General features: G+C 66.9%; 24 protein-coding genes. 11 read left to right on the plus strand and 13 right to left on the minus strand.

The features are described 5' to 3' along the window. Nucleotides 1–73 precede the first annotated feature (73 nt). Together kdpA and kdpF are read right to left on the minus strand one after the other, a co-directional pair. Complete coding sequence (gene kdpA, locus AC1RM6_RS21085; protein ID WP_493104830.1) at nt 74–1,777, minus strand: potassium-transporting ATPase subunit KdpA; 1,704 nt, start codon at nt 1,775–1,777, stop codon at nt 74–76. Nucleotides 1,778–1,790: 13 nt separating this feature from the next. Continuing rightward, the gene (kdpF, locus tag AC1RM6_RS21090; protein ID WP_493104831.1) at nt 1,791–1,880 is read right to left on the minus strand and encodes a K(+)-transporting ATPase subunit F; all 90 of its coding nucleotides are present in this window, start codon (nt 1,878–1,880) and stop codon (nt 1,791–1,793) included. 510 nt (nt 1,881–2,390) lie between these two features. Between kdpF and AC1RM6_RS21095 the strand changes: the two genes are divergently transcribed. Beyond that, a complete protein-coding gene (locus tag AC1RM6_RS21095) occupies nt 2,391–4,820 on the plus strand; it encodes a TonB-dependent receptor (protein ID WP_493104833.1) in 2,430 nt (809 codons plus the stop codon). A gap of 42 nt (nt 4,821–4,862) precedes the next feature. Here AC1RM6_RS21095 and AC1RM6_RS21100 read toward each other — a convergent pair whose 3' ends face one another. Both AC1RM6_RS21100 and AC1RM6_RS21105 read right to left on the minus strand, forming a co-directional pair. Beyond that, nucleotides 4,863–6,830 (minus strand): C1 family peptidase, encoded by a 1,968-nt coding sequence (locus AC1RM6_RS21100; RefSeq protein WP_493104835.1) that lies wholly within the window; start codon nt 6,828–6,830, stop codon nt 4,863–4,865. Nucleotides 6,831–7,026: 196 nt separating this feature from the next. After that, the gene (locus AC1RM6_RS21105; RefSeq protein WP_493104836.1) at nt 7,027–7,350 is read right to left on the minus strand and encodes a hypothetical protein; all 324 of its coding nucleotides are present in this window, start codon (nt 7,348–7,350) and stop codon (nt 7,027–7,029) included. Here AC1RM6_RS21105 and AC1RM6_RS21110 point away from each other — a divergent pair. Beyond that, entirely contained in the window at nt 7,340–8,851 is a 1,512-nt protein-coding gene (locus AC1RM6_RS21110) for an OprO/OprP family phosphate-selective porin (RefSeq protein WP_493104838.1), read from the plus strand. The genes AC1RM6_RS21105 and AC1RM6_RS21110 overlap by 11 nt on opposite strands. Before the next feature lie 73 nt (nt 8,852–8,924). Here AC1RM6_RS21110 and AC1RM6_RS21115 read toward each other — a convergent pair whose 3' ends face one another. After that, nucleotides 8,925–9,755, minus strand: coding sequence for an alpha/beta fold hydrolase (locus AC1RM6_RS21115; RefSeq protein WP_493104979.1), 831 nt, complete (start codon nt 9,753–9,755; stop codon nt 8,925–8,927). Nucleotides 9,756–10,177: 422 nt separating this feature from the next. On the opposite strand from AC1RM6_RS21115, the gene AC1RM6_RS21120 reads away from it, so the two are divergent. Further along, entirely contained in the window at nt 10,178–12,109 is a 1,932-nt protein-coding gene (locus AC1RM6_RS21120) for a hybrid sensor histidine kinase/response regulator (RefSeq protein ID WP_493104840.1), read from the plus strand. A 277-nt stretch (nt 12,110–12,386) separates the two neighbouring features. Here the strand turns inward: AC1RM6_RS21120 and AC1RM6_RS21125 are convergent, their stop codons facing one another. Both AC1RM6_RS21125 and AC1RM6_RS21130 read right to left on the minus strand, forming a co-directional pair. After that, entirely contained in the window at nt 12,387–13,901 is a 1,515-nt protein-coding gene (locus AC1RM6_RS21125) for a M20/M25/M40 family metallo-hydrolase (protein ID WP_493104842.1), read from the minus strand. Nucleotides 13,902–14,141: 240 nt separating this feature from the next. Beyond that, nucleotides 14,142–14,543 carry a hypothetical protein gene (locus AC1RM6_RS21130; RefSeq protein WP_493104843.1) on the minus strand — a complete coding sequence of 134 codons (402 nt, stop codon included), beginning with the start codon at nt 14,541–14,543 and terminating at the stop codon, nt 14,142–14,144. Here AC1RM6_RS21130 and AC1RM6_RS21135 point away from each other — a divergent pair. The 6 genes from AC1RM6_RS21135 to AC1RM6_RS21160 all read left to right on the plus strand — a co-directional run bounded on the left by AC1RM6_RS21135 (nt 14,542) and on the right by AC1RM6_RS21160 (nt 17,418). Further along, entirely contained in the window at nt 14,542–15,093 is a 552-nt protein-coding gene (locus AC1RM6_RS21135) for a hypothetical protein (protein WP_493104845.1), read from the plus strand. The genes AC1RM6_RS21130 and AC1RM6_RS21135 overlap by 2 nt on opposite strands. Nucleotides 15,094–15,124: 31 nt before the next feature. After that, nucleotides 15,125–15,775 carry a hypothetical protein gene (locus AC1RM6_RS21140; RefSeq protein ID WP_493104846.1) on the plus strand — a complete coding sequence of 217 codons (651 nt, stop codon included), beginning with the start codon at nt 15,125–15,127 and terminating at the stop codon, nt 15,773–15,775. A gap of 87 nt (nt 15,776–15,862) precedes the next feature. After that, entirely contained in the window at nt 15,863–16,183 is a 321-nt protein-coding gene (locus tag AC1RM6_RS21145; protein ID WP_493104847.1) for a hypothetical protein, read from the plus strand. Between the two features lie 53 nt (nt 16,184–16,236). After that, the gene (locus AC1RM6_RS21150; protein ID WP_493104849.1) at nt 16,237–16,467 is read left to right on the plus strand and encodes a hypothetical protein; all 231 of its coding nucleotides are present in this window, start codon (nt 16,237–16,239) and stop codon (nt 16,465–16,467) included. A gap of 34 nt (nt 16,468–16,501) precedes the next feature. After that, entirely contained in the window at nt 16,502–16,966 is a 465-nt protein-coding gene (locus AC1RM6_RS21155; RefSeq protein WP_493104851.1) for a hypothetical protein, read from the plus strand. Between the two features lie 98 nt (nt 16,967–17,064). Continuing rightward, the gene (locus AC1RM6_RS21160) at nt 17,065–17,418 is read left to right on the plus strand and encodes a hypothetical protein (RefSeq protein WP_493104852.1); all 354 of its coding nucleotides are present in this window, start codon (nt 17,065–17,067) and stop codon (nt 17,416–17,418) included. A gap of 38 nt (nt 17,419–17,456) precedes the next feature. On the opposite strand, the gene AC1RM6_RS21165 is transcribed toward AC1RM6_RS21160, so the two are convergent. From AC1RM6_RS21165 to AC1RM6_RS21185, 5 genes are all read right to left on the minus strand, one after another. After that, nucleotides 17,457–18,770: a surface lipoprotein assembly modifier gene (locus AC1RM6_RS21165; RefSeq protein ID WP_493104854.1), complete on the minus strand. Its 1,314-nt coding sequence runs from the start codon at nt 18,768–18,770 to the stop codon at nt 17,457–17,459. A 25-nt stretch (nt 18,771–18,795) separates the two neighbouring features. After that, nucleotides 18,796–19,689: a transferrin-binding protein-like solute binding protein gene (locus tag AC1RM6_RS21170; protein WP_493104855.1), complete on the minus strand. Its 894-nt coding sequence runs from the start codon at nt 19,687–19,689 to the stop codon at nt 18,796–18,798. A gap of 310 nt (nt 19,690–19,999) precedes the next feature. Further along, entirely contained in the window at nt 20,000–20,614 is a 615-nt protein-coding gene (locus tag AC1RM6_RS21175; RefSeq protein WP_493104857.1) for a dihydrofolate reductase family protein, read from the minus strand. 64 nt (nt 20,615–20,678) lie between these two features. Beyond that, nucleotides 20,679–23,000: a CHASE2 domain-containing protein gene (locus tag AC1RM6_RS21180; RefSeq protein ID WP_493104859.1), complete on the minus strand. Its 2,322-nt coding sequence runs from the start codon at nt 22,998–23,000 to the stop codon at nt 20,679–20,681. Nucleotides 23,001–23,082: 82 nt separating this feature from the next. Beyond that, nucleotides 23,083–23,790 (minus strand): response regulator transcription factor, encoded by a 708-nt coding sequence (locus AC1RM6_RS21185; protein WP_493104861.1) that lies wholly within the window; start codon nt 23,788–23,790, stop codon nt 23,083–23,085. A 355-nt stretch (nt 23,791–24,145) separates the two neighbouring features. Between AC1RM6_RS21185 and AC1RM6_RS21190 the strand changes: the two genes are divergently transcribed. Next, the gene (locus AC1RM6_RS21190) at nt 24,146–24,466 is read left to right on the plus strand and encodes a hypothetical protein (RefSeq protein WP_493104863.1); all 321 of its coding nucleotides are present in this window, start codon (nt 24,146–24,148) and stop codon (nt 24,464–24,466) included. 177 nt (nt 24,467–24,643) lie between these two features. On the opposite strand, the gene AC1RM6_RS21195 is transcribed toward AC1RM6_RS21190, so the two are convergent. After that, complete coding sequence (locus tag AC1RM6_RS21195; protein ID WP_493104864.1) at nt 24,644–25,768, minus strand: zinc-binding dehydrogenase; 1,125 nt, start codon at nt 25,766–25,768, stop codon at nt 24,644–24,646. 158 nt (nt 25,769–25,926) lie between these two features. Between AC1RM6_RS21195 and AC1RM6_RS21200 the strand changes: the two genes are divergently transcribed. Continuing rightward, nucleotides 25,927–26,295 carry a hypothetical protein gene (locus AC1RM6_RS21200; RefSeq protein ID WP_493104866.1) on the plus strand — a complete coding sequence of 123 codons (369 nt, stop codon included), beginning with the start codon at nt 25,927–25,929 and terminating at the stop codon, nt 26,293–26,295. The last annotated feature ends 3 nt before the right edge of the window (nt 26,296–26,298 follow it).

Consider the following 26,298-nt stretch of genomic DNA (forward strand, 5'->3'; position numbering starts at 1 on the left):
GCGCGCGTTGGCCTCCTGAGATCCCGGCCTCCGCCGGGATGACGATATGGGGTGGTGGCGGGATGGTGGCCCATCAGAACGTCACCCCCTTCACCATCGCCAGATGATCGGCGATCGGCCCGAGCGCGAGGCCCGGCAGGAAGGTCAGCCCGCCGACGATCAGGACGATGCCGACCAGCAGCCCGACCCACAGCCCGCCGGTGGTCGGGAAGGAACCGGCGGTCTCGGGGGTATATTTCTTCGCCGCGAGGCTACCGGCGATCGCCAGCATCGGCACGATGATGAAGAAGCGGCCGATCCACATCGCGATGCCGAGCATCACGTTGTAATAGGGCGTGTTCGCGGTGAGCCCGGCAAAGGCCGATCCGTTGTTCCCGACCGCGCTGGTGAAGGCGTAGAGGATCTCGGTGAAGCCGTGCGGCCCCTTGTTGAGCGGCCCGGCCAGCCCGGCGGGCAGCACCGAACTGATCGCCGAAAAGCCCAGGATGATCAGCGGCAGCACCGCGATCGCCAGCACCGCCAGCTTGACCTCGCGGGCTTCGATCTTCTTGCCGACATATTCGGGGGTGCGCCCGACCATCAGCCCGGCGACGAACACCGCCAGGATCGCGAACAGCAGGAAGCCGTAGATCCCTGCGCCGACGCCGCCGACGACGACCTCGCCGAGCTGGATGTTGAACAGCGGGATCATGCCGCCCAGGGCGGTGAAGCTGTCGTGCATCGCGTTGACCGCGCCGCACGACGCCGCGGTGGTCACCACCGAGAACAGCGCGGAGGCGGCGATGCCGAAGCGGACCTCCTTGCCTTCCATATTGCCGCCGGCGACGCCGAGGCTGTGGAGCACCGGATTGCCGGCGGACTCCTGCCAATAGGTGACGGTGACGCCCGCCAGGAACAGCACGAGCATCGCCGAGAGGATCGCCCAGCCTTGCCGCGTGTTGCCGACCGCCTTGCCGAAGCACCAGGTCATCCCGAAGCCGATCGCGAAGATCGACAGCATCTGGAGCAGGTTGGTCCAGCTATTGGGATTTTCGAACGGATGCGCCGAATTGGCGTTGAAGAAGCCGCCGCCATTGGTGCCGAGCATCTTGATCGCCTCCTGCGAGGCGACCGGCCCGAGCGCCAGCGTCTGCCTGGCGCCTTCGAGCGTCGATATGTCGACCGATCCGGCCAGCGTCTGCGGCACCCCGCCGGCGATCAGCGCGATCGCATAGACCAGGCACAGCGGCAGCAGCAGATAGAGGGTGATCCGGGTCGCATCGGCCCAGAAATTGCCGATGCTGTTCGCCTGACGCCGCGCGAAACCGCGGAACAGCGCGAAGGCGAGGGCGATGCCGGTCGCCGCCGACAGGAAATTGTGGATCGTCAGCCCGAGCATCTGCGACAGGTTCGACATCGTCGATTCGCCGGCATAGCTCTGCCAGTTGGTGTTGGTGGTGAAGCTGACCGCGGTGTCGAACGCGAGATGGCCGCTATTGCCGGCGAACCCCAGCGGATTGAGCGGCAGCAGCGCCTGCAGCCGCAGCACCGCATAGGTGAAGAGCATCAGCACCGCGTTGAAGATCAGCATATGCGCGGCGTAGCGGCGCCAGCTCTGTTCGGCGTTGGGATCGATCCCGGCGAGCCTGTAGAAGCCCGCCTCGACCGGTCCGAGCACGGCGTGGAGCGGGGTGCGGCGCCCTTCGTAGAGCGCGAACAGCCACAGCCCGATCGGCTTGGTCAGCGCGATCAATATGGCGACGAAGGCTATGATGAGGGCCCAGCCCTGCATGGTCATGGCGTCGGTCCGATCAGAAACGCTCGGGCCGGACGAGCGCGGCCACGAGATAGAGGAGAAGCCCGCCCGCGGTGATCGCGGCGAGCCAGAGGTCGAGGGTCATATCCGGGCCCTCACGCGTGTTCGCACAGGCGCAGATAGCCCAGCGTCACGGCCAGCAGGCCGCACATCGCGGCGACGAAGATCAGGTCTTCCATGGCATGTCCTTGTCATGCGGCGGTCCTTTGGGGATCGTCGGGGGAAACCTGCCATTAGGGGCCGGGCGCATTGGGATGCGAGACGCGGGGCGCGGCATCCGCATATGTTTCGCATAGGGATTTTCGTCCCAGCGCCGTCGCCCCAGCGAAGGCTGGGGCCTATGTCTGGTGCGTCAGTCGGTGCCACTGCCCATGGAAAGAGACATGGATGCCAGCCTTCGCTGGCACGACGCAGGGAAGATCATCCCATCGACCCCGGCCGCATCCTTATCTATACTGGCAGTCCGGAAAGCCCGCCGTGGCGATATCTCGCGCACCATGTTGCGAGCGATTCGCGACATCCCTAGGCTTTTCGAACCGTACGGGTCGCATCAGACGCCCGGCATGAACGAAGAACGATGCAGGAGAGGACCGATATGATCGCACGCCGTGGGGGCCGCCGCGCCCTGTTGCTTTCGACGATGGCGTTGTTGCCCGCGCCGCTGCTGGCCCAGGCCGCCGCACCCCAGGCCACCGCCCCGCAGGCCGGATCCGCCGACCAGGCCGACGCCGCCGGCGAGATCATCGTCACCGCGCGCAAGCGCGACGAGCGGCTGCTCGACGTGCCGGTCGCGGTGTCGGCGCTGTCGCAGGCGCAGCTTCAGCGTTATTCGACGATCACCCTGACCGCGATCAGCACCCAGGTGCCGCAGCTCGTCATTTCGGAGTCGCAGAACCAGGTCGGCGGATCGATCAACCTGCGCGGGATCGGCGCCGGCATCTCCAACCCGTCGACCGAGACCGCGGTCACCCTCAATCTCGACGGCGTGCCGATCAGCTATGGCAATGCGATCCGGCTCGGCCAGATCGATCTCGGCCGGGTCGAGGTGCTCAAGGGGCCACAGGCCTTGTTCTACGGCAAGAACAGCCCCGGCGGCATCATCTCGCTGGTCTCGCAGGATCCGGGCAAGGATTTCGAGGCGAAGCTGCGCACCGGCTATGAAGCCTATGCCAAGCAGCGTTTCGCCGAGGCGAGCGTCTCGGGGCCGCTCACCGACGAGATCGGCGCGCGCATCGTCGGCTATTATTCGAAGGAGGATGGCTGGTTCCGCAACGTCGCGGTGCCGATCGCCAACGTCACCCCGGGGCCGGCCGCCGACAGCCTCAACGCCGAGGACGTGTTCGTGCGCGGCACCCTGACCTACGATCCCGCCGGCGGCGCCACCCGGCTGAAGGCCAAGATCAACTATGGCCGCCGCACCCGCGACGGGGTCGGTCCGACCGGTGGATCGCAGATCGTGTTCTGCCCGGGCGGCACCAGCCGGTTCGGCGCGACCGATTGCAAGCTCAACCGCAATTTCTACAGCGTGATCATCCCGTCGCGGGTCACCGCGCTCGACCCGACCCTCGAGGACGGGGTGCCCTATGTGAAGTCGACCCAGTTCCTGACCTCGCTGTCGGCCGACCAGGATATTGGCGACACGCTGACGCTGTCGTCAGTGACCGGCTATTACCGGCTCGCCGAAAAGTCGGTCGATCCCTTCACCTTCTCGAACGTTCCCTATTTCGCCGCGTCGAACGACCTCGTCGCCAAGGGAGTCAGCGAAGAACTGCGGCTCGCCACTGATTTCGACGGGCCGCTCAACTTCCTCGCCGGCGGCTTCTATCAGGATGCGCATTTCCGTATCCGCCAGGCGTTCGGGGTCGATTTCGGCGCGCCCTTCCTGGTCGGGTCGACCTATTATGACGTCCACACCCGCGCCACATCGGCGTTCGGCCAGGCGCGCTACAAGATCGTCGACGCGCTCGAGCTGGCGGCGGGCGGGCGCTATTCGTGGGAGCGCAAGTCGCTGACCGGCACCTCGTTCGGCAGCCCGATCGACGTGCTGTCGCCGAAGAAGAAATATCACGACTTCTCGCCCGAAGTGACGCTGACATACCGGCCGACCACCGACCTCACCGTCTATGGCGCCTATCGCGAGGGCTTTACCTCGGGCGGCTTCAACACCGTGCCGACCACCCTGCGGTCGACCGCGAACCAGACCCCACGGCGGGTCGACCTGTCCTATAACCAGATGACCGCCCAGGGCGGGGAGGTCGGCATCAAGGGCTATCTTGCCGGGCGCCAGCTGCTCTACGACGTGGTCGCCTACAACTATAAATATAGCGGGCTGCAGCTCTCGCGCTACGACAATGCCTCGTTCACCCAGCTGACCCAGAATGCCGGCGGTGCGCGGATCAAGGGCGTCGAGGCGAGCCTGAGCTTCCGGCCCGACGGTTTGCGCGGGCTCTCGCTCAACACGGCGATCGCCTATAACCACTCGCGCTACACCAACTTCATCGGCGGCTGCTATGCAGGCCAGTCGGTGGCGGCGGGGTGCAATCTCAATCCGACCAATCCGGCGCTGGCGGCGTCGACCTTCGGCACCGCCGCCAACCCCTATCAGAACCAGGACCAGACCGGGCAGCGGCTGTTCCGCGCGCCCAAACTCGCGCTGACCGCGGGCTTCGCCTATGACCATGAATTCCGCGACGCGCTCGGCGGATCGATCGCCTTCGACACCAATTACAGCAGCGCGTACATCACCCAGACCGAGGCCAATCCGCTCAACCGCCAGAGCGCCTATTGGCAGTTCAACGGCACGATCGCGCTCAACGGCGGTCGCGACAAGCCGTGGGAGGTCGCGCTGATCGGCCGCAACCTCACCAACAAGCTGATCGTCGTCGCCGGATCGGTGGTTGGATCGACCGCACGCGGCACCGGCACCAATACGGTGGTGACCGGCGATGTGCTCGGCACCGCCAGTCCGCCGCGCTCGGTGCTGCTGCAACTGACGCTCAAGGACAGCCTGCTGCGGGGAAGGTGAAGGGGGTGCGGGATGGCCGACGCCATCCCGCACCGAAGGCCTTCAGCGTTTGAGCGCCTGGTTGAACTTCTGCCGGGCGATGATGCGGGCATTGCGCGATCGGGCGGGGGGCTTGCCGGCCAGCGTGATCGCGTCGGTCGAAGGCGTGCCCCGGATTCGGGCGAGCGTATTGAGCAGGGTCTTCTGGTCGTCGTCGAACGCGCCATGGGCGCGGGCGTCGCTCACCCGGCCGGGGGCCAGATACCAGTGCCGGTCGCCCTCCTTCCAGAACGCCTTGTCGATTGCCCTGGCGTCGCGCTGCAGCCCGAGGATCGGCGTACCGCCGTCGCGGATCAGCGGGATGCGCGCCTTGTCCTCGAGCGCATGGCTGACGAGGTAGAGCAGCGATTTATGGTAGATGTCGGCGCAATTATCGTCGCGCTCGGTTGCGTCGTCCATCGTGTAGAGGTCGAACTGTTCGATCTTTCCGCCGTCGATCAGCGGGCGGTAGACGCTCTCGAACAAGGCCATGGTGCAGGCCGGCGCCCACAGGCTCAGGCTGCGTATGGGGACGTTCGCGTCGGCAAGCCGTTTTGCGATGCCGGCATGGAAGATCGATCCGGCGCTATGGCCGACCAGGTGGATCTCGTCGATCGTCCCGGCCTTGTGGAGCGCGATCAGATGGTCGGCGGCCAGCCGGGCCGAACCCTTGGCCTGGCTCGAGGCGCGCTCGGCATTCTCCTTCATCTCGCTCCACAACGCCTTGCCGCCGAGCGGCCGCGCGACGACCTCGAGCGTATCGTCGAGCCGATCCCACATGAAATCCTTGGTCCTGTCGATCAGCCCTTCCTCGCTGCGGCGGCCGACGGCGTCGCGCAGGATGTTGCGGATCGTGCTCCAGGCGTCGGACCGCCAGATGAACGACAGCGGATAGACCTGCCCCGCGATCAGCGGACCGACATTGCGCGCCACCGTCTGGACCGCGCCGGCCTCGCCGACCAGCCCGCCATGCGCATAGAGCAGGACGCGCTTTTTCGGCCATGACGCCATCGTCGCGGGCATCCTGGTGGTGATCAGCGTCTTCAGCGCCTCCGGGGTCAGCCCATAGGTGCCCTTGTCGTCGAGGATGCCGTCATTTTTCGATGTGATGATATGCGGACGCAGGTCGGCGAATATCTGGGCTTCGTAGCTGCGCGGCGCGCCGGCCCGCATCGACGCGGTACCGCCGCCGACCCCCAGGTCGACCGGCGCGCCGAGTGCCGCGACCCAGACGTCGGTACCGTTGGCGAGCCAGTCGGGATAGGAAATCCGCGCCAGTCCGCCCGATCCCCAATTCGGTCCCCAGCTATTCTGTATCCAGAAGCCATGATGGTCATAGCCGACGATCGCGAAAGCATGGCCGCCGATGATCCCGTTCTTGTAGACGATGTCGGTGTCGCCCTTGCGGACGTCCTGCCATCCCTGGTGGACGCTGGCGGTCGCATAGAGGATGCCGACCTCGTTGATCGCCGAATGCATGGCGACCAGATCCTTGTGATTGACGCGGAAATAGGCGCCGAGCGGTCGTGCGATCGCGTCGGCGGCCCATTCTTCCTCGCGCGTCGGGTCGGGGTTGAGCTGCTTCCACAGCGACAGTGCGCACAGGCCGTGCTTGAACCAGCCCTTCATCGCGCCGCGCGCGCTGGAGCCGTCATAATCCTCGCCGGGCCACTCGTCGTAACGCTTGGCCATCGTGTAGAGCATCCACGCGCTGACCTCGTTGGCGGTCGGATTTTCGCCGCGCGCGCGGATCAGATAATTGGCGACGGTCGCGAGGCCGAAACCGGTGCAGGCGCCCTCGCTTCCCTGATCGAGCACGGGAATCCCGTAACCGCGATATCGGGCGATATCCGATTGCGGCGGGACGCGGATCAGCGTCGGCACGAAGACGGCGTCGCGAAAGTCGATCGTGTCGGGCAGCGCATCGAGCGTGCGCGATGCGCGGGCAGGGGGCGCTTCGGAAGAGCTTTTGGCAGATGAGGACTTGGCCATGAAATGTCTCCGCTGATGAGGGGCAAGTCACGCGACGCTACCTGCCGAACGGAGCATGGCGTGGCGGTCGCCGCCTGTGACGGGCATCACGAAACGGTTCGGCCAAGTAACTATTTCTCGCCTGAGCGGGGCGGCGTGTGCCGTCCCGGCGACCGCCGATCGCGCTTCGCTACCGGTCACCCCCCTATCGAGGGCGTCAGATCGCGATCGCGCGTATCGGCATCCACCATGGGCATGGGGTGCGGAGGCCCTCCGCTGCCTTCTCCGTCACCCCGCACATGTCGCGGAGCGGCGGTTCGATGCGTAAATCGATACCGTAACCGATTAAACATTCTTTAACCACATCCCCAATAGATAGGCGCCCGTCGAGAAAATATTCCGGCGCTTCACACATTAATTCATCGATATATTCCAGACGTCCGTCGGGATGCATGATCTCCGAACGAACATAGCAATATGTTAGCGCTATCTTAATGGCGCGGATGGCCGGAATGATTGGGGGCCAATTTATGAAATCCATATTTCTCGCAGGCGCGGGGCTGTCCGCGCTTGTCTTCGCCACGCCGACGCTCGCCCAGAGCGCATCGCCCGACCAGGCCGAACTGATCGCGCTCATCCGCGCGCAGGCCGGCGAGATCGCCGCGCTGCGCGCCCGGATCGACACCATCGAAAGCGGCCGGCCCGCACCTGTGGCCCGCGAAGCGGTGCCGGCGCCCGCATGGCAGGCGCAGGCGGCACCGGTGGGACGTCTGCTGTCGACCGCGAACGACGATAGTGTCGCGGCATCCTTCGCACCGCAGCTCGCACCGGCCGAACTCACCGAACAGACGGTCGAGCAGGCCCGCGCCGCCGCCCGCAACCCGGCGGGGGTCAAGACCGAATGGCGCGGCGGATTGCCGATCTTCCGTTCGGACGACGGCAAATATCTGTTCAAGATGCGCGGCCGCATCATCAACCATGTCAGCACCACCTTCGGGTCCGACTATGACGCGCGCAACGTCACGACGACCGGCGCGCGGGCGCTGCGCATCGGCATCGAAGGCGCCGTCGGCCCGCATTTCTTCTATCAGTTCGAAAACGACTTCGCCGACAACACCTCCGATGTCGGGACGATGTTCGTCGGCTGGCGCAACGACATCAAGAATTCCGGGGTCTCCTACGATCTGCGCTTCGGCAACATGTTCAACGACCGCAGCTTCGAAGGATCGGGCGGATCCGATGCGCCGCCGTTCCTCGAGCGCAACGTCGTCGCGACGTCGATCATCCCGCAGCGCGGCTTCTACGGCATCGCGCTGATGTCGCGGCTGTTCTGGAACAGCGGCCATGCCTCGATCACGCTCAGCGGCGATGCGGTCGATGCCAGCCAGGCGGTGTCCGACAGCCGGACGGTGCTGGGCCGGGTCCACTGGAACCCGTTCAAGACCGAACGCTCGCTCGTCCATCTCGGCCTGTGGGGCTTCGACGAGAAGCTGGCCAAGGGCCCCGGCACGCTCACCCGCAACACCGTCATCGGCGGCCGCTTCAACAGCAGCCTGCGCGTATCGACCGGCACCCTGACCGGCGGCACCGGCACGACCGGCTATGGCGTCGAACTCGGCGGCTATACCGGGCCGTTCTGGGTGATGGGCGAGGCGGGCCGGCGCGAGGCCCGGCTGGACGCGGGACGCCCCGATTTCGAAAGCAAGGCGTGGAGCGTGTCGGGCGGCTGGTTCCTCACCGGCGACCTGCCTCCCTACAACCCGCGCCTCGGCACCTTCGCTCAGCCGAAGGTGCTGCGGCCGGTGTTCGATGGCGGCCCCGGCGCGATCGAGCTTCTCGCCCGCTATGAGAATGTCGATTATTCGGGCCTGCCGACCCTCGGCCAGGGCCGGGCGGCGACCGCGGGCGTCAACTGGTTCCTCGACAGCAACATCCGCCTGCAGTTCAACCTGATCCAGTGGCACACCGACAATCGCGCCGGTGCCTTCACCGGCAGCGACAGCGGCCAGACCGCGAGCGCGGGCGTCGGCGTCACTTTCTAAATCGAGGGAGCAGGCTAAATCGAGGGAGCAGGCCGTCCGGTGCGACCGGATGGCCTGCTCCTGCGATCGCCGATCAGGCTTTGACGAACGCCAGCAGATCGGGATTGAGCGTGTCGGCGTTCATCGTCAGCATGCCGTGGGGCAGCCCCTTGTAGACCTTCAATTGGCCCTTCTTGAGCAGCTTCGACGACAGCAGCGCCGAATCCGCGATCGGGACGATCTGGTCGTCGTCGCCGTGCAGCACCAGCACCGGCACGTCGATCGCCTTGAGATCCTCGGTGAAGTCGGTTTCCGAAAAGGCCTTGATGCAGTCATAATGGGCCTTGGCGCCGCCCATCATTCCCTGCCGCCACCAATTCTCGATCACCCCCTGGCTGATCTTCGCGCCCGGCCGGTTGAAGCCGTAAAAGGGGCCGCTGGCGACATCGAGGTAGAATTGCGCCCGGTTGGCGGCCAGCGCGGTGCGGAAGCCGTCGAACACCTCGATCGGCAGCCCGCCCGGGTTGCTCGCCGACTTGACCATCACCGGCGGCACCGCACTGACCAGCACCGCCTTGGCGACGCGGCCCTTGCCGTGGCGCGCGACATAGCGGGCGACCTCGCCGCCGCCGGTCGAATGGCCGATATGGACCGCGTTTCGCAGGTCGAGCGCGGCGGCCAGCGCGGCGACGTCGGCGGCATAGCTGTCCATCTCGTTGCCGGTGTCGGTCTGGGTCGACCGGCCATGGCCGCGCCGGTCGTGCGCGATCACGCGGTAGCCGTTCGCCAGGAAGAACAGCATCTGGTTGTCCCAGTCGTCGGCCGACAGCGGCCAGCCATGGTGGAAGACGATCGGCTGGGCGGTCTTGGGGCCCCAGTCCTTGTAGAAGATCTCGGTGCCGTCCTTGGTGTTGATCGTGCCCATGCGGGTTTCTCCTGTGCGGGTGGTCGGTGATATCGTCTGGCCGACGGCGGGACCGCCGGCGATCGCCAGGGCGGTCGCCGACAGGCCGATGAGGATGTCCCGCCGGGCGGGGTCGCCCGATCGGACCGGGTGGTCGCTCTCTGTCATGCTCATGGCAGCCCTTTCGAATCGGTGCGCGATCATCGGCCGGGGCGATCGATGCGGTCCGGCCCTGCTCGCCCCCTATCGATCGCCGATTTGCGGCCGCCCGGCTATCCAACGGGGGGCGGGAAGCGCCTGTCCATGGGTATGAAGCGGCTCATATCTTCGTATGATCGGGCATCGCCGCCGTCGGGACAAATCCGTGCTGGCGGGGGCCGCCGCCGATAGGCTAGGCAGATCGAACCATCCGATCCACCGCGGATGCGTCAGGGGAGCCCGCATTGTCAGAACCGGCGATCGGCCTTTGGGAGAATATCGTCCAGTCGACCAGCGGGGCGATCTGCGTGTTCGACGCCGAATTTCGCCTGATCGCCTTCAACCAGGCGCATAATGACGAATTCTTCCGGGTAAACGGCTATTATACCAAGATCGGCGATGTCTTCCCCGATCTGTTCGTGCCCGAACAGGGGCCGGTGATGCGCGCGCAGATGGCGCGGGCGCTCGCCGGCGAGGCGTTCACCGTGGTCGAGGATTTCGGCAATCCGGTGCTGGGGCACCCCTATTGGGAAATCAGCTACACCCCGCTGCGCGACGAGACCGGCCGGGTGTTCGCCGCCTTCCACCATGCCGTCGACATCAGCGACCGGCTCCATGTCGAGGCCGAACGCCGCACCCTCGCGCACCGCGTCGCCGAACAGACCAAGGAACTGACCGAGAGCCGCGCCCGGCTGCGCAGCATGTTCGAGACCAGCTTCGGCTTTCTCGTGCTGCTCACCAAGGCGGGGGTGCTGACCGACGCCAATGCGACCTCGCTCGAGGCGATCGGCCGGCCGATCGAGGCGGTGGTCGGCCGGCTGTTCTGGGAGACCCCCTGGTTCGCCGCGACCCCCGGCATGGTCGACAAGGTCCGCGAGACGGTGCTGCTGGTCGCGGGCGGCGAGGTGGTGCGCCACGAGATCATGGTCGACCTGCCGGTCGGCGGCTGGCGCTGGTTCGATTTCGCGATGCGGCCGATCCGCAACGCCGACGGGACGATCGGCGCGCTGGTCGCAGAGGCGATCGAGACCACCGAACGGCGCCGGGTCGAGGAGGCGCTGCGCCAGTCGCAGAAGCTCGAGGCGATGGGGCAGCTCACCGGCGGGGTCGCGCACGACTTCAACAATCTGCTCACCCCGATCATCGGCACGCTCGACCTGCTCCAGCGCCGCGCGATCGGCGGCGAGCGCGAGCGCCGGCTGATCGAGGGCGGCTTGCAGGCCGCGGACCGCGCGCGGACGCTGGTCCAGCGGCTGCTCGCCTTCGCCCGCCGCCAGCCGCTCAAATCGAGCCCGGTCGATCTGCCGCAGCTCGTTCATGGCATGGTCGAGCTGATCCGCCGGACGCTGGGCCCGACGATCCGGGTCGAAGTCGAGGCCGACGCGGCGGTGCCCGCGGCGCGTGCCGATCCCGGCCAGCTCGAAATGGCGATCCTCAACATGGCGGTCAACGCCCGCGACGCGATGCCCGACGGCGGCACCCTGACCCTGTCGGTGGCGGCCGAGGCGATCGGGCCGGACCATGTGTCGAACCTGCCGCCGGGCGACTATGTCCGCCTGTCGGTGCGCGACACCGGCACCGGCATGGACGAGGAGACCCGCGCCCGCGCGATCGAGCCCTTCTATTCGACCAAGGGGGTCGGCAAGGGCACCGGCCTCGGCCTGTCGATGGTCCATGGCCTCGCCGCACAGCTCGGCGGCGGTCTCGCGATCGACAGCGCGCCGGGCGCCGGCACCCGGATCGACCTGTGGCTGACCCCCAGCGGCAGTTCGGCGCGCGCCGAGGCCGGCCCCGACCGGGCGATGCCGCAGATCAGCAAGCTCGGCGTCGCGCTGCTCGTCGACGACGAGGAGATCGTCCGCGCGGTCACCGCCGACATGCTGATCGAACTCGGCTATGCGGTGGTCGAGGCGGCGTCCGCCGAAGCCGGGCTCGAACGGATCGTCCGCGGCGAGGCGATCGATATCCTGATCACCGACCATCTGATGCCGGGGATGAGCGGCGCCGAACTCGCCCGCATCGTCCGCCGCCGTCGCCCCGACCTGCCGATCCTGCTGGTCTCGGGCTATGCCGAAATGGCCGAGGTCGCCCCCGACCTGCCGCGCCTCGCGAAACCCTTCCGCCAGGCCGAACTCGCCGACAGCGTCAGCGCGCTGACCGCCGCGATGCGGGGGTAGGGGGGCGCTTAATTCCGGAGGCCTTATACCAACGGCCGAAACTTTTAACCCGTTCGTGTCGAGCGTAGTCGAGACACGTGCCGCCAGCGCGACGTGTCTCGACTACGCTCGACACGAGCGGAGAAGAAGAGGCGGGAATTTCGCTAACTTTACATAGCCGTCATGCTGAACTTGTTTCAGCATCCACTCCGATACTCGGGCACGTTCCCTTGTCGCACGGTGGATGCTGAAACAAGTTCAGCATGACGAATAAAAGAAGGGGCGCCTCCCGTCCCTGTCACCACTCCAGCCGCGTCATCATCGCCGCATAGAGCGCCACCCCATCCCACAGATTCTGCAGCCGCAGATTCTCGTTGGCGGCATGCTGGCTGTTGTCGTGGTTGGCGATCGGCAGCCCGATCACCGGCACATGGAAGATCTCGTCGAACAGGGTGATCGGCACGCTGCCGCCCATCATCGGCAGCACCGCGATGCCGTCGCCGGCGGCCTTGACCACCGCGCGCGCGACCGGGGTGGTCATGTCGGTACGCAGCGCCCGATAGCCGCCCTCCCACTCCGCCCGCACGATCCGCGGATGCGCCAGCCGGGTGGCGAGATCGGGGACGGCATCGACCAGCGTCCAGCCCTGCGCGGCGAGATAGGCCTCGACCTTGGCGCGGACCCGCTCGGGGGTCTGGCCGGGGACCAGCCGGAAATCGATCGACACCTTCGCCTCGACCGGGATCGCATTGGCGGCCGCCTCGCCAACCTGTCCCGCGGCGATCCCGCGGATGTTGATCGACGGCCGCATCGTCGCCGCGGTCAGCCCGTCCTTCGTCTCGGGCGCGCCGATCCCGAACTCCTGCGCCAGGCCCGCCTCGACCGGCGGCAGGGCGGCGATCGCCGCCTGTTCGGTCGGGTTCAGCGGGCGGACATCGTCGGCGAAGCCGGGGATGCGGATGCTGCCGTCGGGCGCGCGCAGCGAGGTCACCAGCTCGGCCGCCATCATCGCCGGATTGGGCACCCAATTGCCATAATGGCCGTCATGGAGCGCCCGCAGCGGGCCGTAGACGCTGAGCTCGAGCCCCATCGTCCCGCGCGCGCCGAAATAGAGGGTGGGCTTGCGCGACTGGTGGACCGGCCCGTCGCCGATCAGCCATAGGTCGCTCGCGAACAGCGCCTTGTTCGCGGCGAGGATCGCTTCGAGATGCGGCGATCCGCGCTCCTCCTCGCCCTCCCAGACGACCTTGATGTTGATCTTCGGCTTGTGCCCGGTCGCCTTGAGCGCGTCATAGGCGGCGAGGAAGGCGGCGATCGACGCCTTGTCGTCGCTGACCGCGCGCCCATAGAGCCGCCATTCGGGATCGAGCGCCGCCGCCGCCTGCCAGTCGACCGGCGGCGCCTTCGCCTGCAGCGTACCGCCGCGCATCATGGGGGCGAAGGGCGGGGTCGCCCATTGGCTCGGCGTCACCGGCTGGCCGTCATAATGGGCGTAGAAGATCACCGTCCGCTTCGCGCCCGGCGCGCGCAGCTCGCCGAGCACGATCGGCGGCGACCCGTCGGCGCTCAGCTTGCGGGTGGTGAAGCCGCGCGCCTCGAGCAAGCCGGCGAGCATGTCGGCCTGCGCGACCAGCGCCTGCGGATTGGCGGCGACGCTCTCGACCCGCGCCAGCGCGTCGAGCTGTCCGACGATCGCCTTCTCATGGCCGGCGCGATAGCGGGCGACGTCGGTCAGGGGATCGGCAGCATGAACGGGCATCGTCAACAGCGCCGCCAATGCGGTCCCCAGCATTGCCCATCGTCGATTCATCATGCGTGTACCCCGTTCGATTTCGGTCGGAAGTTCGGCCACCGGTATCAGCTTGTCGAGCGTGATTTTGAGATCGTGGCTGCATTCCCACGATCATCTGTCCGCGGCACGCCAGCGCCAATATTCGGGGCCGAGCGGGCAAATCTCCGGAGGCGATGATCGTCAATTCGCGGGGCGATCGACCAATTGCTACCAATGCGAGAGGCCCTATCCTGATGGTGTGCAGCAACCTTCAAACAAGATTCACACGCTGTGGCGTTTTGCGAATTTCGGCATGGCTATGTGGTTGTTTGCATATGGGCTGAGTTGGGTCGGCATCGTCCAGTCGAACGAAATCCTGAAAATCGGCGCAAACGCCTGTTTGGGGATCTGCTTTGTCGAGATCATATGGACGCGCGTTGTCCATCCGGTTTTGCTGGCACGTGCCGAGTGGTGAGGTTTTCCCGAACGCGGCGATAGCCTTTGCAAAATCGACCTGGACGTAATGAAACGTAGTACCCGGGTGCGCTGCGCGGCCGGTAATTGCGGTGCCAAATACTGGATCCGTAAAATGCTGGTGCAATCGACGGCCTTCCGAGGCGCGTCTAGGTATTTGAGCCAATTGGCACCATAATCCACCGAAACCTCGATCGGGAAAAACATCATGCTGAAGCTCCGCCTGGCTGTATCGATCCTGCTCGCTGTAGCGACCATGGCTCCGGCTCATCTGGCCGCGCAGGAAATCTCGCAGGTCGAAAGGGCCGACATCGAAGCCAGGGTCGCCGCGTTCGATACGATGATGAAAGAGGGCCGTGTCGGCGACAGTTTCGATTTCATCCCGCCGCATCTGGTCAGCGCCATCGCCAGGAAGGTGGGCGTACCCGAAGGCGACCTCAGGTCCTCCCTCGGGGCGCAAATGGCCAGGGCGGCCAAAGACGTGAAATTCCTGTCGTTCGGCATGGATGTGAAAGCCGGCGTGATCGGCACCACCCCCGACAAGAGCCGAAACTACATGCTGATCCCGACCCGGACCGTGGTCGAATTGCCGGGGATGGGAAAATATCTGAGCAAGAACACGACGCTCGCCATGAAGGAGGGCGGTCAATGGTATCTCGTCCGCATCGACAGCATCGAGCAGATCGCGATGTTGCGCGAAGCCTATCCCGAATTTGCAGGGGTCGAATTTCCGACCGGTTCAGCTGCGGTGGTCGATTGAGCGTGCGACGGTTTTTGGTCAATCTGCTTCAGTGAACGACGTTTTCTCAGATCATCCCACGGGCCGTACGATCGAAGCGCTGGAAGCGGTCTATCGCGCGTTCGAGATGCGGCCGCCTTCGGCGATCGAAGGATGTCCATGCTGCATCAAGACCCGCGGCGCAGATGTCCTGCTCACCACGCCATTGCGGCAAATCACCGGACAGGCACTCTGGCGCTATGTGTCCGGAGCATTCCTGACGGTCGGCGACAGGCAGGACTTTCGATATCTGCTGCCACGTATTCTGGATGTGTCGGTATCCGATCCTGGGAACGCCAACGATCCTGAAATCGTGCTGGGCAAGCTCTCGCTCGCGGAGTGGCGCTTATGGCCGGCAGCTGAACGACTGGTGATCGAAGCCTTCATCGACGCATGGTTCGAACAGGCGCTCTCGAGCGATCTGGCGGAGGCGGATGAAGGCTGGATCGGCGGGGATGCCGAGAGTATATTGTGTGGCGCAGCGCGGGCCGGGTTGCCGTTGGACCGCTGGCTTCCGCGTTTGGCCGAACCGGACGCCGCGCCGGTTCTGGCCGATATGCAAGAGCGGTTTTCAACTAAAGCTTCAGGCTTTTGGGAGGATGCGCCTGATGCCTTCCACGAGATGCGAGCGTTCTTGCATCAAGGGCGCGCCCAGATCCGCTGACCGCCTTGGTCAGCCGTTTCGTTGGTCGGATAGATCGTCGGAAACCGACCCGTTGCGGGCACGGCGCGATCCTCGTAGGCGATGGACGTGCAGGTTCCGCTCTCAGCTTGGCCAAAAGGACTGTGCCGCGAGGTCGCGACGATCGACCCGGTTGCGGTGGCGGAACATCTTCGAACGCGGCTGAACTTCCAGAAGGATCGAGATGACCTCGACGCGTTCTCCGCGGCGATTTTCATCGCGAACGGGGTGCCTTTAGCGCTTCAGCTATACGACAACATCCCTACGGGAAACTTCACGCTCATCGCAATGGAAGACACAGTCGACGATCGGGAAACCATCGAGGTCTTCTTGAATTGGAGCGGCCTGCCGGGCGATGCGGTGAAGTGGTGTCGATATCGCGCTACCTGATGTCCGCTTGCCACCCGTTGCGGACATTCGGGGTCGGTGGCAAAATTCGTTGCATGCGCAGGGACAAGCTCAGAAACGACGCGGAAGAGATGCCTGTCCTGGCGAACTGGCGCTATGCCGCATTGTTTTCGTTGCTTCTGACAACCTTGCTGTGGCTGTTCGCTGTTCTGTGGATTTGGCTACGCGACGGTCGATTGCACGACATCGATTTTTTGGTCGAGACATGGCTGTTCGTGAACGCCGTCATGATCCCCGCGATTAAGTGGGATCACGGCCGAAAATAGTGCCCCTTTCCCATCCGAATGATGGAGGATCAGCATGAGGGTGATGATCGCGGGATTGTTGGGGATTGCCCTGTCGTCGCTCGCGCCCGCCGAAGCCAGCGATCTCACCGGGCCTGCGAGGTTCTGCGGCTATTCTCCGATCATCGACTTGTTGCCGGGAGAAGAAGTGACGACATCGGACGGTGGAATCCATGGCGGCAGCTTTCGCTGGGAGGGCTCTTTCGGCACGCTTGACGTCTATGGGATCGGCTGGGCCAGTCGTCCGAAAGGCCGCGTCGTCAAAGCCTATTCGGCCAGCGGTCCCGCACGGTTCGCGCAAAAACAGGCCGATGGTCGCTACCGCATAGCGCTCTGGAACGGTGCACACGCTGCCGCATACTTCACGTCGCCAAAACCGTTTACCGTGTCTCAATTGAAAGCGATTGATCGGGTAGCGCTATTCGAAGAAGGGCAAACCCCGCTGAACTGCAATCTGCGCACGGTTTTTTCCTGGGAATGAACTGTCGGGCGGCACGATGTGGCGCAGGCGAGGCGGGCGTTGCGAGATCTTCATCGTCGTTCGTTCGGGAAATGCGGAGGTGTTCGGATATCGCGATCATGATCGCCGCCGCCTTTCCCATGTCGGCAGCAGCGAATGTGATTTTGAGATTGTCGCCGGCCGAGTTGATCGAACGATCGGATGTTGTTGGAACGGTTCGCGTAATCAGCGATGCTTTCAATTGGCATCCCGAAGGATTGGTGGGTTATCAACTCGCCTGCTGGAAAGCGACGCCGCTTCATCTCGATAAGGGGCGGGCGACGACGCCGATGACGATCTGCCTCACCGGTACGTCTGAAATGGACCCACCGATGTTGCGCAAGCAGGTCTTGTACACCGTGTTTCTCGAGCGTTCGACATTGGGGGTTTGGTATCCAGTATCGCACCAGGGCTGGGTTGCCGCCAGGCGCTGAACGACTCCAGCTCTGGAAAGGCGAGGCCGGAGAACAGGCTAAAACGCGCTCACGACCCCGACATCCATCGCCACCCGCCGATAGTCGTAGATCCCCACCGTCGAGCGGTTGCGCTCATAGGCGACGCGCACGACCGGCGCGAGGCCGAGCAGCGACAGCCGTCGCCAGGCGATGCCGCCGCCCACCCGCACATAATCGTCGGTGCGCGCCCGCGGGTAGAGCAGCAGCCGCGCGTCCGATCCGAGGTGCCGGTAGGCGGCCGACGCGTAGAGCGTCGCCCGGCCCAGATCCTGCCACAGCAGCAGCGCGGCACCGGCCGATGTCGTCGCATAGCCCCGATCGCGCGCGGTCTGGCGGCTCGCCGACAGGGTGACGCTGCCGCCGGTGCGCGGCCTGAACCCCTGTTCGACCGCGACCGACAGGTCGTAGTTCGAACCGTCCTGGAGGCGGTTGCGCGCATAGCCGGCACCGGTGGCCGAAAGGTCGGCGACGATCTGGCTGCGGCGGCCGGTCGGGTGCAGCCAGTTGACGGTCGCCGATCGGGTGCGGGCATAGAGACGGCCGCCATACCAGCGCCGGCCGAGCCCCGCCGCGGGGCGGATGCGATCGCCGCCGTGCCGGAATTCGGGCCCGACCAGCACCGATCCCGCCAGATCGTCATAGCCATCCCGTCCGTAGAACAGGCCGCTGCCATAGCCGCGCACGAGCAGCGCCGTACCGAGGCCGAGCGGCACCCGGCCATAGGCTTCGCCGCCGAGCTTCAGGCCGATGCCGGTCCGGGCGCGCGCGTCCCTGTCGAGGACCAGCGGCGCGATCACGGTATCGAGGGTCGCGGCGCGGGTGGCGCGGTTGATGTTGCTGTCGGGCACCAGCGCGATCTCGGCGGAGCCGCCGAACCGGCGCTGCGACCGCAACGCATCGGAGAAGCGGCCGACGACGATCGCGACGTCGGCCGGCAGTCCGGCGGCCTGGGCCTGCCGCAGCTGCCGGCGCGCAAGATCCTCCTCGCCCATCAGCGCCAGCACCCGCGCGAGTTCGAGACGCACCCGGTTCGCGTCCGGCTTCTCGTCGAGCAGCGCGCGGAACAGCGTGGCCGCCTCGCGATAACGCTGCGCGGCGGCCAGCATCATGCCGAGCCGGAAACGCGCCTCGGCGCGCATGTCGGGGTCGGGATCGGCGATGAGCGCGCGATAGATCGCCTCGGCGTCCTGCGCCCGGCCGCCGCTTCGCGCCTGTTCGCCGAGCCGCAGCAGGTCGGACGACGACAGCGCCTGCGGCGGCGGTTCGGCGGCGCCGACCGCGCCGGCGAACAGCGCCATGATCGGCGCGGCGAGGCGACAGGCGAACCGCATTGCAGCGCTTTGCCGGTCCCTGGCCTCAGTTCCTGCGGCCGAGCAGCGCGCCGACCGCCGCCACGCTGCCATTGGGTGCGGTCAGGACGAAGGAGCCGCCGACTTCGGCGGCCTGCGGGCCGTAGAAGATGCCGCCGAGGCTGCCGCTATAGCCATCGCCCGCCACCGTGGCGGCGAACGCGCTGTTGGCCGAATCGATCGTGCCGGTGCCGCTCAGATTGGCGAAGTTGCTGATGCGGTTGGGGCCGTAGATATAGGTCGGTGCCAGCGTGGCCCCGATCGTGCCGGCGGCGAAATTCGCGGTGATGCTGCCGGTGCCGCTCACCGCCGCGCCGCCGCCGTCGCCGCTGAGCTGCAGGGCGTAGCTCGCCGATCCGGTCTTCGGCATGTCCGCCGCCTGGGTGCGGATGCCATAGCTGAAATAGAGCGTATCGAAACGCTGGTCGCCCGAAGCCTCGGTCGCCCCCGTCGTCCATGCGCCATAGCTGGCATAGGTGAAGCCGGTCGCCGGACCCGTCACCAGCCGCGCGACCTCGGTCCGGCCATTGGCTGTGGTGATCCGCTCATAGGTTCCCGGTACGCTGGCCGAGACGTCGGCCGGCCCGAAACTCTGGGTGATCGTCGCGGTCGATCCGCTCGCCGGTGCGCCGCGCACCTGATAGACCCGGCTCGCTGCGTCATAGCTGATCTCGATGCTGGCGGCTTGTCCGGTGATGGTCGGGGTCGCGGCATTGTTCAGCCGGACCGATTCATAGCGTGCCGCGCCGGTTGCGAGCGGCGTCGAGGCGGTCGCATTGGCCAATGCGGTGTAGCTGGGCGGCGGCGGCGTCGACGCGCCGGTCTCGACGCCGCTTCCCCCGCCACCGCATCCGCCGAGCGCCGCCAGGATCGGCAGCATCGTCGCGAAACGCCATGTCATTCGAAACCCTCCTTCGTCCGTACCCCGTTGCCTGCCCTCCGCCGATGGCGGACACCCCGGGCGAGGTCGCGGTCGCCCGGGGCGCCCTTCGGGCCGGCATCGCCCCGATGTCGATCGGTGCGCCCCGCTCGATGGGAAGGGGAGGTTCGCTGTCGGCGCGGCGCTGCCGAAGCCGGCCGCCATGGCCGTCGTCGAAGCCCCGACTCGCTTGCCTCTTGTCCCGTATCGTCCTGCCGGGCACGGCTCGCGGGCGCGACAAGAGCTTCGCGAAAGGGCGAATGGGCGAAATGGCGGCCCGTTGCAGCGCCAATTACAGCGCGAAGGATCCCGTCTCGACCGCGCCGCCGCGCCTGTAGGTGGCGCTCACCACCCCCGACGGCGAGGTCGTCGAACCGACCAGCGTCAGCGCCGAGGGCATCGCCTCACCGTCGAACAGCCGCTTGCCCGGCCCCAGCAGCACCGGGAAGGTCAACAGGGTGAGTTCGTCGACCAGCCCGGCGGCGAGCAGGCTGCGGACCAGCACGCCGCTGCCCTGGATCAGCAGGTCGGGACCATCCTCCTGCTTCAGCCGGGCGACATCGGCGACCGGATCGCGCAGCGCGATCGATCCCTGCCAGGCGAGCGGCGCCGTCGATCGGGTCGCGACATATTTGGTCGTCGCGTTGAACTGCCGCGCCAGCGCCGCGTCGGGGCCATCCTCGGCGCGCGGCCAATGCGCGGCGAAGATGTCATAGGTGCGGCGGCCGAGCAGCAGCGCATAGGGCCGCGCGAACTGCTCGCCCACCGCCCGGTCGACGGCCGCGTCGAAATAGGGGACCACCCAGCCGCCGCGATCGAAACCGCCGCTGCGATCCTCGTCGGGCGCGCCCGGCGCCTGCATGACCCCGTCGACCGACAGGAAGGTCCCGACCCTCAGCTTGCGCATCGCATATCTCCTTTGCTGTCGTCACAGGACGGATGAGGAGGGCGCGATCCGACAGGCGGGCGGATCAGTCGCCGGCGGGAATCCGCGGCAGTACGATCGCGAAGCGCGTCCCCACGCCCTGTTCGCTGTCGCACTCGACCGTCCCGCCATGGCGGCGCACCACCGTGTCGACCAGCGCTAGGCCCAGGCCGATCCCTTCGCGCGGGCCGCTGCGGAAGCGGTCGAACAGACCGGCGCGCTGCTCGGCGGTCATGCCGACGCCGCGGTCGGCGATCTCGATCCGCACCCGGTCGCCGTCGATCGTCAGCCCGCAGCGGACCTCGCCGCCGGCGTCGCTATATTTGATCGCGTTGCTGATCAGGTTCATCACCGCGCGGGTCAGCAGCGCGCGGCTGCCGCGGACCAGTTCGGGCTCGTCGCATTCCTGGGTGACGATGCGGACATTGCGCTCCCTGGCCTGCGCCCAGAAGATGTCGGCGGCATCGATCAGCACGTCGCACAGGTCGACCTCCTCCATCTCGACCGGCTTGGCCTCGGCGCGGGCGAGCTGGACGAAATCCTCGGCGAGGTCGAGGGTACGGCGCGCCTGCGCCTCGATCCGCGCGGCGAGCGCGCGCGGCACGTCCTTGCTGGTCTGCAGCATCGTCAGGATCGCCGATTGCGGCGCGCGCATGTCGTGGCTGAGGAACTGCAGCGCTTCCTCGCGCTGGCGCTCGGCGCGGCGCAGCCGGGTGATGTCGACGATCCGCAGCAGCCAGCCGACATGACGGTCGCTGGCGTCGCGCTGCGCGACATAGCGCAGGTCGAACATGTCGCCATCGGCGGTCGTCACCTCGGCGCGGCCGGTCTCGCCGATCTCGCTTGCGCCATCGCCCTCTTCGCCGTCGAAGGGCGAGGGCAGGGCGGTGCCGTTGCGGCGTTTGAGCAGCGCCAGCAGCGGACGCAGATCGGCATCGAAGCCGGCCTCGACCGCCAGCCGGTCGGCGAGCCGCTTCGCCTGGGCATTGGCGAGCAGGATCCGCCCCATCGTGTCGGTGACGAACAGCGCGTCGGGCAGCTTGCCGATCGAATCCGACAGGAAACGCCGCAGATCGCGCAGCCGGTCGATCGACTGGTGGAGCAGCGACGCCTGCAGCGTCACCTCGCTCGGCGCGGCATAGGGCAGCACCGCCTGGGGGAAATCGTCGCGCTCGCGGCCGAGCGCGCTCAGCTCGTCGACCATATAGACGCTGATCGCCTGGAGCCGGCGCCAGCCCCACAAAGGATAGACGAAGGCGATGCCGAGCAGCGCCGGGGTCGGCGGCAGCCAGACATGGCCGAACCGCATCAGCAGCGCGGTCAGCAGCAGCACCACCACGACCAGCGCGATCGCCAGATAGCCGGTGGCGCGCGGGCTCAGCCACAGGAAGGACACCAGCAGCAGCCACAACCCGGTGAGCGCGACCCCGAGCTGCGCGGTCGCGGTCGCCGGCGCGATCCGGATCCCGCGCAGCAACCCGTCGAGCAGATGCGCCTGGATCTCGACCCCCGCCATCTGGCCGGTCGGGCCCGAGGTCGGGGTCGGATAGCTGTCGCCCAGGCCGGTCGCGGTGGCGCCGACGAAGATATAGCGGCCGCGCAGCAGCTCGGGCGGCACCCGCCCGTCATAGATGTCGACGAACGACATGGTGCGGATATGGCCCGCCGCGCCGCCATAGGGGACCAGGACCGGCCGCGCCTGCCACAGCCCGGGATCGTCGGCATAGATGTCGGTGCCGAAGCGCGTGCCCCCCATCAGCGCGGCGAGCTGCATCCAGCGCCGGCCGCCGCCGCCCTCCTCGAGGCTGATCTGGCGGATCACCCGGTCGCCGTCGAAGCCGATATTGACATGGCCGATGCCCGCCGCCGCCCGCGCCAGCTCGGGGGTCGGCAGCACCGCGTCGAACGGCGCGCCATCCGTGCCGGGGACGTCGATCGACAGCGGCAGATAGGTCGGGGTGCGCGCGATCGCCGCGGCCAGCGCCGTATCGTCGGCGTTATGCTCGGTGAACAGCACGTCGTAACCGATCGCGCGCGGGCGCGCGGCGGCCATGTGCGCGATCGCCTGGGCATGGACCCGGCGCGGCCAGGGCCAGCGGCCGATCGCCTGCAGGCTGCGCTCGTCGATCGCGACGATCAGGATGTCGTCGGGGGTCGGCCGGGCATTGGCGCGCAGCACCTGGTCGTAGAAGATATTGTCGATCCGCGCGGTGAAGCTTCCGGTCACGAATAGGGTGACCATCAGCGTCGCGACCAGCGCGACCGCGAGCCATTCGGCATAGAGCCGGCCCGGCGCGACCGGCACCAGGCCGCGGCCGTTCGCGCCCGTTTCGCCTCCCGTCGCCCTGCGCGCCAGCCGCTCCATCATCTGCCCTTAAGGCTCCTGTGGAGCCGGCCAAGAAGGCTGCTGGCTCGCACGGAGCCGGCCAATGAGACGGCGACCCTGGGGGTCAGGCGGCGCCGCCCTCGAGCGGCTCGAGCACTTCGAGCCGGTAGCCATAGCTGTACACCGGCACCAGCCGGAACCCGCGCTCGGGACGCAGCCCGATCTTGGCGCGGACCCGCGAGATATGCGCGTCGAGGGTGCGGGTCGGCAGGTCTGGATTGCGGCCCCACACCACCTCGAGCAGATAGCTGCGCGACAGCGGGCGGTGGAGGTTGCGGAACAGCGTCGCCGCCAGCTCGAACTCCTTGGCGGTCAGGGTGATCTCCTCATCCTCGACCGACACCATCTGGCGCGCGGGATGCAGGGTGAACGGACCATAGGTCTCGCTGCCGCCGCCGGGTTCGCGCGGCGCGGTGCGGCGGCGGATCGCGTTGATCCGGGCCAGCAGCACCGACGCGGTCGCCGGCTTGATCACATAATCGTCGGCGCCGGCATCGAGCCCGGTGACGATATCCTCGTCGCTGTTGCGGTTGGTGAGCATCAGCGAGGGGACGGGAAGCTCCATATTGGTCTTCATCCACGTCAGCACTTCGACCCCGCTCTTGTCGGGCATGTTCCAGTCGAGCACCAGCAGGTCGAACGTGTCCTGCCGCAGCCGCGTGGACAGCGCCCGCGCGGTGGAGAAGTCGTAGACATGGTGCCCCGCATCGCGGAGCGTCGTGGCGACGAAGTTCAGGGTTTCGGGGTCATCGTCGAGTACGGCTATACGCATAGGACTGACGGGATAGCTGGTGGGGGCGTTCAATTGAAGACCCGACGGCACGACGTCGCGCCGTCCTCCCTTTCGTGCTGGGTCGCGCCCATAGCCCGTTTTCCCCCCGATATCGTTGAACTTGCCCGCCACGCTTTAACCATAGCTGCCCCCAGTCCGAGTGTGACGAAGTGCAAATTAACAATTGTTTACACTAAGCCGAGCCGTCTCGCGCCCTCATATTTGTTGCGATCCCGCAACTTTCCGGGCCTCCACGGCGTTGAGGCGATGCGCCTGCGGCGCAAGCCAGTATCAGTGCGTAACGCGAAGACGCGGGCGAAGAAGACGGGGCGAAAAGGCGAGGAGGATAGCGGCCATGACGATTTCTCATAGCAACGCCGTCGAACGGATCGCGCGGGTGCTCGCCGGGCAGCGGCTGAGCGCCAACGCCCATGGCGACAGCCGCTCGGCCTCGGCCGCGATCGACGCCGCCTGGCCCGATTATCAGGGGGATGCGGTCGCGGTGCTGCGCACGTTGCGCGAACCCGACGCGGCGATGGCCGCCGCCGGCGATCCCGACATCTGGCAGGCGATGGTCCGCGCCGCGCTCGGCGACCACGCCGCCTCGGCCTTCGCCGCGGCCCCGGCCGACGATCCGCTGCCGGTGGGCAGCGACCCGTTCGTCGAGGGGCCGTGACGGGGAGGGCACGGAAAACGAGGCCGCAACCTTTTCTGCGTCATGCTGAACTTGTTTCAGCATCCACTCTTCCGCTCGGGAACGGCCCCTTGTGGCACGGTGGATGCTGAAACAAGTTCAGCATGACGGAATTGAGAGGCCCCCGGTGTCAAACCCGATCGATGGGCTTTCGGAACATCACCCCCGCGTCGGGTCGATCAGATATTTCTCCCCCGTCGCCTTGCGCTGATAGGCGCGAAGCACATCCGGATCGAGCGCCTCGGCGAGGCCGATCGTGCGGGTATAGCGCGAGGCGAAGGTCGTCGTCAGCTCGTCGAGCACGCGCTGGCGCAGCCGCAGGCCGACCTCCAGCCCGGCCTTCTGCAGGAACGGCATGACCAGCCAGCCCGAGGCGCTCCACTGGAACCCCAGCGCGTTGCGATCGAGGACGGTCGGCGCGGTGTCGAGCGCACCGTAGATGTAGAGCTGCTTGAAGCTGTCCGATCCGTAGCGGCTATAGGCCGCCATGCTGCGGCTCGCGGCGCGCTCCATCGCCGCGAGGATGTCGCCGCCGATCGTCCCGCCGCCGATCGCATCGAAGGCGATGGTCGCGCCGGTCTCGGCGATCGCGTCGGTCAGCCGCTCGTGGAAATCGGCCTCGCTGCTGTCGAGGACATGGGTCGCGCCGATCCCGCGCAGCAGCGCTGCCTGTTCGGGCGATCGGACGATGTTCACCAGCGCGACGCCATCGGCGAGGCAGAGCTTCTGGAGCATCTGGCCGAGGTTCGACGCGGCGGCGGTGTGGACGATCGCCTTGTGGCCTTCGCGGCGCATCGTCTCGACGAAGCCGAGCGCGGTCAGCGGATTGACGAACATCGACGCGCCGTCGGCGGCGCTCGCGCCCTCGGGCAGTTCGACGACCTCGCGGGCGCGGGCCTTGCGATAATCGGCGAACATCGCGCCGCCGATCATCCCGACCCGCTTGCCTTCGAGCGCCCTGGCGTCGGCGCCGGCGGCGATCACCGTGCCCGCGCCCTCATTGCCGACCGCGAGCGACTGGCCGATCCGCGCCCGCACCCCGGCGAGCCGCTGCGCAGGCACGGCGAAGCTGAGCGCCGGCCGCTCGGCGGTGCCGCCTGCCTGTAGCGAGCCGATATCGGCGGGGCCGAGCAGCAGGCCGAGGTCGCTCGGGTTGATCGGCGCTGCCTCGACCCGGACGATGATCTCGTCGGCGGCGGGCGGTTCGAGCGCGACCTGTTCGAGGGTGAGCCGCAGCGTTCCGTCCTCGCCGACCGTCGATCGCAATTCGCGTCCGCTCACCATCGTCCCGTCTCCGTCATGCCGTCGGCACGGAGATGGGACGTCGAACCCGGTGGGTCAATCATGTCGAGGGCTATGATCGCGCCGCGATCCTATTATGCCATCGTCGACCGGCCGGGACCCGTTATGGCGTCCGCACGTTGGGCGTTCGAGGAGACAGCATGGGCCACGCCAGCAATATCGTCACCTGCGCGGGGCCCGACAGCCCGCACGCCTTCGACCTGGTGCCGCTGCTCGCCCGCAACGGCAGCCTCGACGCGCGCTGTCCGGTCTGCAGCGGCCATGGCCAGTGGAACCGCGAGATCGATCTGGTCAGCTTCCGCTGCGTGCGCGAGATCTGCGACCGCTGCCTCGGCGCCGGCTGGGTCGAAACCGGCGACGACCCCTTGCGCGTCGTCGACATCGTCCTGACCGCGCAGGGTCATCCGATGTGGGTGACCAACCTCGTCCCCCGCCAGGACATTCCGGAACATGAGCGGAAACGCGATCCGATGATCATGCCCGATCCGCCGAAACCGGCAGCGGGGTAGGAT

Source organism: Rhizorhabdus sp. GW822-FHT03C02, assembly GCF_058801765.1.

Bases quoted from the DNA above. Each gene is read 5' to 3' on its own strand.
- kdpA (WP_493104830.1), bottom strand. From the start codon at position 1,777: ATGACCATGCAGGGCTGGGCCCTCATCATAGCCTTCGTCGCCATATTG.
- kdpF (WP_493104831.1), bottom strand. From the start codon at position 1,880: ATGACCCTCGACCTCTGGCTCGCCGCGATCACCGCGGGCGGGCTTCTC.
- AC1RM6_RS21095 (WP_493104833.1), top strand. From the start codon at position 2,391: ATGATCGCACGCCGTGGGGGCCGCCGCGCCCTGTTGCTTTCGACGATG.
- AC1RM6_RS21100 (WP_493104835.1), bottom strand. From the start codon at position 6,830: ATGGCCAAGTCCTCATCTGCCAAAAGCTCTTCCGAAGCGCCCCCTGCC.
- AC1RM6_RS21110 (WP_493104838.1), top strand. From the start codon at position 7,340: ATGAAATCCATATTTCTCGCAGGCGCGGGGCTGTCCGCGCTTGTCTTC.
- AC1RM6_RS21105 (WP_493104836.1), bottom strand. From the start codon at position 7,350: ATGGATTTCATAAATTGGCCCCCAATCATTCCGGCCATCCGCGCCATT.
- AC1RM6_RS21115 (WP_493104979.1), bottom strand. From the start codon at position 9,755: ATGGGCACGATCAACACCAAGGACGGCACCGAGATCTTCTACAAGGAC.
- AC1RM6_RS21125 (WP_493104842.1), bottom strand. From the start codon at position 13,901: ATGATGAATCGACGATGGGCAATGCTGGGGACCGCATTGGCGGCGCTG.
- AC1RM6_RS21135 (WP_493104845.1), top strand. From the start codon at position 14,542: ATGCTGAAGCTCCGCCTGGCTGTATCGATCCTGCTCGCTGTAGCGACC.
- AC1RM6_RS21130 (WP_493104843.1), bottom strand. From the start codon at position 14,543: ATGATGTTTTTCCCGATCGAGGTTTCGGTGGATTATGGTGCCAATTGG.
- AC1RM6_RS21150 (WP_493104849.1), top strand. From the start codon at position 16,237: ATGCGCAGGGACAAGCTCAGAAACGACGCGGAAGAGATGCCTGTCCTG.
- AC1RM6_RS21155 (WP_493104851.1), top strand. From the start codon at position 16,502: ATGAGGGTGATGATCGCGGGATTGTTGGGGATTGCCCTGTCGTCGCTC.
- AC1RM6_RS21160 (WP_493104852.1), top strand. From the start codon at position 17,065: ATGATCGCCGCCGCCTTTCCCATGTCGGCAGCAGCGAATGTGATTTTG.
- AC1RM6_RS21165 (WP_493104854.1), bottom strand. From the start codon at position 18,770: ATGCGGTTCGCCTGTCGCCTCGCCGCGCCGATCATGGCGCTGTTCGCC.
- AC1RM6_RS21170 (WP_493104855.1), bottom strand. From the start codon at position 19,689: ATGACATGGCGTTTCGCGACGATGCTGCCGATCCTGGCGGCGCTCGGC.
- AC1RM6_RS21175 (WP_493104857.1), bottom strand. From the start codon at position 20,614: ATGCGCAAGCTGAGGGTCGGGACCTTCCTGTCGGTCGACGGGGTCATG.
- AC1RM6_RS21180 (WP_493104859.1), bottom strand. From the start codon at position 23,000: ATGATGGAGCGGCTGGCGCGCAGGGCGACGGGAGGCGAAACGGGCGCG.
- AC1RM6_RS21185 (WP_493104861.1), bottom strand. From the start codon at position 23,790: ATGCGTATAGCCGTACTCGACGATGACCCCGAAACCCTGAACTTCGTC.
- AC1RM6_RS21190 (WP_493104863.1), top strand. From the start codon at position 24,146: ATGACGATTTCTCATAGCAACGCCGTCGAACGGATCGCGCGGGTGCTC.
- AC1RM6_RS21195 (WP_493104864.1), bottom strand. From the start codon at position 25,768: ATGGTGAGCGGACGCGAATTGCGATCGACGGTCGGCGAGGACGGAACG.
- AC1RM6_RS21200 (WP_493104866.1), top strand. From the start codon at position 25,927: ATGGGCCACGCCAGCAATATCGTCACCTGCGCGGGGCCCGACAGCCCG.